At 66.8% G+C, this 5,063-nt stretch carries 4 protein-coding genes; all 4 read left to right on the plus strand.

Translation table 11 applies throughout. The features are described 5' to 3' along the window. On the plus strand, positions 1–731 hold a 731-nt coding region (locus tag ACESL5_RS09295), incomplete at its 5' end, for a hypothetical protein (protein ID WP_372592503.1). Continuing rightward, entirely contained in the window at positions 728–3,862 is a 3,135-nt protein-coding gene (locus ACESL5_RS09300) for a DUF2309 domain-containing protein (RefSeq protein ID WP_372592504.1), read from the plus strand. The genes ACESL5_RS09295 and ACESL5_RS09300, both read left to right, overlap by 4 nt. After that, on the plus strand, positions 3,859–4,185 hold the full coding sequence (locus tag ACESL5_RS09305; protein ID WP_372592505.1) for a P-II family nitrogen regulator: 327 nt from the start codon (positions 3,859–3,861) through the stop codon (positions 4,183–4,185). The genes ACESL5_RS09300 and ACESL5_RS09305 overlap by 4 nt, the downstream gene beginning before the upstream one ends. A gap of 66 nt (positions 4,186–4,251) precedes the next feature. Continuing rightward, positions 4,252–5,063: CbbQ/NirQ/NorQ/GpvN family protein (locus ACESL5_RS09310; protein ID WP_372592506.1), on the plus strand; the 812-nt coding region annotated here is incomplete at its 3' end.

A 5,063-nucleotide genomic window follows, 5' to 3' on the forward strand; every position in this document is an offset into this window, starting at 1 on the left:
TCGCGGCGTTCTTCCTGCCGCTGTTCCCGGCCAGCCTCGTGTTCAATCGCCTGGCCGCCGGCATTGCCAACCCGTTCGCTCGCCTGGCGCTGTTCATTGTCTGGCCGCAGATCGGCGTCGCCCTGATCCTCTGGGGCGACCTCGCCCCGGCCGGCACGGTACTGGCAATTTGGGCGACCCTGAGCGCGATCTTCTACGCCTTCCGGATGCTCACCGTGCGCGAAGTCGGCCGCTGGGCCGCCATGCTGGCCAGTTCCGCCTGGCCGCTGGTGTGGCTGTTCGTGATGCAGGGACCGACCGAGGCCGACCTGATCGCCTTCACGCTGGCGATCACCGCCGCACCGGTCCTGATGCTGCTGGTGCGCGACGCGCTGGCCCGCCGGCTGGAAGCCGCCTACACGGGCCTGCACGGCGGCCTGGCGCGCGACCTGCCTCGGCTGTCCGGGGTCATCGTGGTGGCCACGCTCGCGGCAATGGCCCTGCCCCTGTTCCCGGGTTTCTTTGCCCTGCTGGCCGTACTTGGCGGCGCCACGCTCGGGGTCGCCATCGGCGTCCTGCTGACCTGGCTCCTCTGGAGCTGGGCCGGCGCACGGCTGCTGCAGGGCACGATATTCGGCCCGCGTAGCGGCCCGATCGCCGCCGACCTGCCCGTTTCGACCACCTGGCTGGTCGCCGGAATGATCGTGGTGATCGTGGCTGCCGGACTGCTCTGGACTGGAGGTGCTGTATGACTCTTCCCCTCGGACGCGGACTGAAGATCCGTTCGATGGTGCACATGGCCGCGGAGCCAATCCCGAATTTCTGGCCGATGCGCACCTTCATCCACCACAACCCGCTGCACGGGCTGGAGGACCTGCCCTTCCCCGAGGCGGTCGAGCGTGGTGAGGAATTGTTCCACGGTCGCGGCTTTCTGCCGCGTGCCGACTACCAGCGCCTGTTCAACGAGGGCCGCGTCGATCGCGACACCCTCGAGGCCAGCGTGGCTGCGGCGCTCGAGAAGCGCCCTGCCCTGCAGGCGATCGGCGGGCAGGACTTGCTCTGCACGTTGCTGACCGAGCGGCGTGATCCGGTGATTCCCAAGCGCACCGTCGCCGATGTCGACGACGTCGCTGCCGCCCTGCACCACCGGTCCGGCGAGCCGACGCCGATGGACGTCGAGACGCTGGCCGAACGCCTGCGTGGCTGCTTCCCCGCCGAGCGTCCGTTCTACGAGGCACTCGACCTGCTGTACGGCACCCGCATCGGCGAGACGCTCGACGAGCTGCTGATCAAGACCTGCCTCGATTTCTTCGACGAGGGGCAATCGGCCTGGCAGATGCCGGGGCGCGAGCAGGGCCTGTTCACCGCCTGGAGCGCGCTGGCCCGTCGCAACCTGCGCCTGTTCCTGCGCGGGCTGCATATCAAGAAGATCCTGGTGCAGAGCGAGACCCCCGAGGGGATCATCGCCTACATCCTCGACGAGCTGGGCATCCCGGAAGACGTCTGGCAGGACCTGATCGTCCGCGAACTGACCCACATGCACGGCTGGGCGGGCTTCATCCGCTGGCGCTCGACCGCGAGCCACTACCACTGGTCCAGGGAATACCCGGCCGACCTGGTCGACTTCCTCGCTATCCGCCTGGTACTGGCCCTGTCCCTGATCCGCGAGCACGCCCGTCGGCGCAAGATGCCGGGCGACCGCGAGGCGCTCGAGGCGCTGATCACGGAGCGCCCGGCCGAGTGCTACCTGCGCCACGAGCTGTTCACCGGTGGCGTGCTGCCGGCCCACGCCGAGGCGGTCGAGGACGTGGTCGCCCGCGGCAAGCCCGCCGAGGTCGCCAGCCTGCTCACCCGCTACCTGCCGGCCAAGCGTCGCGCCGAGGGCGAGCAACAGGCCCGTGCACTCGATGAACTGGCCGATCTGGCCGGGACGCCGTCGGTCTTCCGCGAGCTCGACCGCGACCAGCTGGCCGAGGTGATCGAGGAGCTGACCGCCTTCGAGAAGCGCGAGGGCATGGTATGGCTCGAGGCCATGGAGGCCACCTATCGCCGCTCGATGCTCGGCAAGTTGCGCCTGACCGCCGCCGAGCCGCGCGAGAAGCGTCCGTTCGCGCAGATGCTGTTCTGCATCGACGTGCGCTCCGAGCGCATCCGCCGCCAGCTCGAGACCATCGGCGACTACCAGACCTACGGTATCGCCGGCTTCTTCGGCGTGCCGGTGAGCTTCATCGCGCTGAGCAAGGGCAGCGAGGATCACCTCTGCCCGGTGGTAGTCACGCCCAAGAACCTCGTGCTCGAGGTGACCACCGGCGCCGAGAAACTGGATACCGACCTGTATTCCTCGGCCGAGCACCTGCTGCACGACCTCAAGCACTCGGTGCTCTCGCCCTACTTCACCGTCGAGGCGATCGGGCTGCTGTTCGGCTTCGACATGATCGGCAAGACCATTGCCCCGGCGGCCTACAACCGCTGGCGCAACAAGATCGAGTCAGACAAGCCCTCGACCCGACTGATGGTCGACAAGCTCACCCGCGAGCAGGCCGACTCGGTGGTCCGTGCCCTGCAACGGGTGATCATCGTCAAGGCGATCCACCATGAGTTCGGCATCGAGCGCGAGTCGATCACCGACTCGATGATCCGCGAACTGCGCGAGTCGGCGATGGGCAACCATGTCGGCCAGACGAGCTTCGCGCGCGACTTCGCCCTGAGCGAGAGCGCCGAGTCGAAGTTCATCAAGACGCTGCAGGACGACTTCCGCATCAATCGCAGTTACGCGCAGATGCAGCTCGAGCGCCTCGGCCGGATCGGTTTCTCGCTCGACGAGCAGACCTTCTTCGTCGCCCAGGCGCTGCGCTCGATCGGCCTGACAGAGCAATTCTCGCGTTTCATCATCCTGACCGGCCACGGCAGCCAGTCGGACAACAACCCCTACGAGTCCGCGCTCGACTGCGGTGCCTGCGGCGGCAGCCACGGTCTGGTCAGCGCCCGGGTACTGGCCCACATGGGCAACAAGCCCGAGGTGCGTCGCCGCCTGCGCAAGGAAGGCCTGGATATCCCCGACGATGCCTGGTTCCTGCCGGCCTTCCACAACACCACCTCGGACGAGATCAAGCTGCACGACCTCGACCTGCTGCCGGCAAGTCACCTGGTCTATCTCGAGCGCCTGCGCAACGGCCTGCGCGCGGCCATGCGCCGCACCGCCACCGAACGGCTGCAGACGCTCGAGCCCGACGACGAGCCGGAGCTCGATGCCGTCAAGGCGGCACGCAAGGCGCAACGCAATACGGTCGACTGGACCCAGGTGCGGCCCGAGTGGGGGCTGGCGCGCAACGCCGGCTTCATCATCGGCCGCCGTCATCTGACCGAGGCGACCGATCTCGAGGGCCGCACCTTCCTGCAGTCCTACGACTACCGCGTCGACCCCAAGGGCCGACTGCTCGAGAGCATCCTCACCGGTCCGCTGGTCGTCGGCCAGTGGATCAACATGGAGCACTATTTCTCGGCGGTCGACAACGAGCACTACGGTTCCGGCTCCAAGGCGTATCACAACGTCGCCTGCCGTCTCGGCGTGATCACCGGCAACCTCTCCGACCTGCGCACCGGATTGCCCTCGCAGACGGTGCTCTACGACGGCTTGCCGTACCATGACCCCATTCGGCTGCTCACGGTCATCGAGGCGCCGTTCGAGCACGCTCGTGCGGCGATCGACGGCGTCTCCGGCGTCAAGAGCCTCGTGAACAACGGCTGGGTACTGGCGGTGATCGTCGATCCCGAGACCGGCCGACTGCACCGATTCGTCGACGGCGAGTGGCGGCAGGAAGCCCTGCCCACCGCCGGGCAAGACGCGACCGATCAACCTGCTGCGGAGGAGATCCCTGCATGAACAACCTGAACCTCAAACCGCTGAAGAAGCTCGAGATCATCCTCGAGGGCGAGCATCAGGCCTTCGCCACCGACCTGCTTGATCGTGCCGGCGTGAAGGGCTACACCATCATCGGCAACCTCTCCGGCAAGGGCAGCCAGGGTTTTCACGAAGGCCACCTGATGTTCAACGAGGACGAGGTGCTGATCATGATCATCGCCGCGGTACCCGAGGAACTCGTCGAGCCGATCCTCGAGGGCTTCACGCCCTTCTTCAACAAGCACAGCGGCGTGGTCTTCATCTCCGACATCCAGGTCAGCCGCCTGGTGAAGTTCAAGGGCTGATCACGCCAGGTCGATTGACCGGCGACGCCCCGACCCAGACATCCATCCAGAATACGAGAGTGCAACATGCTGTTTGATCAATCACCCCAGAGCGGCACGAGCGACAGCAACGCGAACGCCGACGAATACCGCATCAAGACCGAGCCCTACTACCGGACGGTCCACGACGAGGTCAATCTGTACGAGGCCGCCTACAAGGCCCGCATGCCGATGATGCTCAAGGGCCCGACCGGCTCGGGCAAGACCCGCTTCGTCGAGTACATGGCCTGGAAGCTGCAGCGCCCGCTGATCAGCGTGGCCTGCAACGAGGACATGACCGCCTCCGACCTGGTCGGTCGCTACCTGCTCGACAAGGACGGCACCCGCTGGCAGGACGGCCCGCTGACCACGGCCGCCCGCATTGGCGCGATCTGCTACCTCGACGAGATCGTCGAGGCCCGCCAGGACACCACGGTCGTCATCCACCCGCTGACCGACCACCGTCGCGTCCTGCCGCTGGAGAAGAAGGGCGAACTCGTGGAGGCGCATCCCGACTTCCAGATCGTGATCTCCTACAACCCGGGCTACCAGAACCTGATGAAGGACCTGAAGCAGTCGACCAAGCAACGTTTCGGCGCGCTGGACTTCGACTACCCGGACCCGGAGACCGAGACCGAGATCCTCGCCCACGAAACCGGCGTCGATCGCGACACCGCCGGCAAGCTGGTCGAGATCGCCCAGCGGGCGCGCAACCTCAAGGGCCACGGCCTGGACGAGGGCATCTCCACCCGCCTGCTCGTCTACGCAGGCCAGCTGATCGCCAAGGGCGTCGACCCGCGCGACGCCTGCTCCATGACCCTGGTCCGTCCGATCACCGACGACCCGGACATGCGCGACAC

The sequence above is a fragment of the Guyparkeria sp. genome, from assembly GCF_041687595.1.
Taxonomy (GTDB): Bacteria; Pseudomonadota; Gammaproteobacteria; order Halothiobacillales; family Halothiobacillaceae; genus Guyparkeria.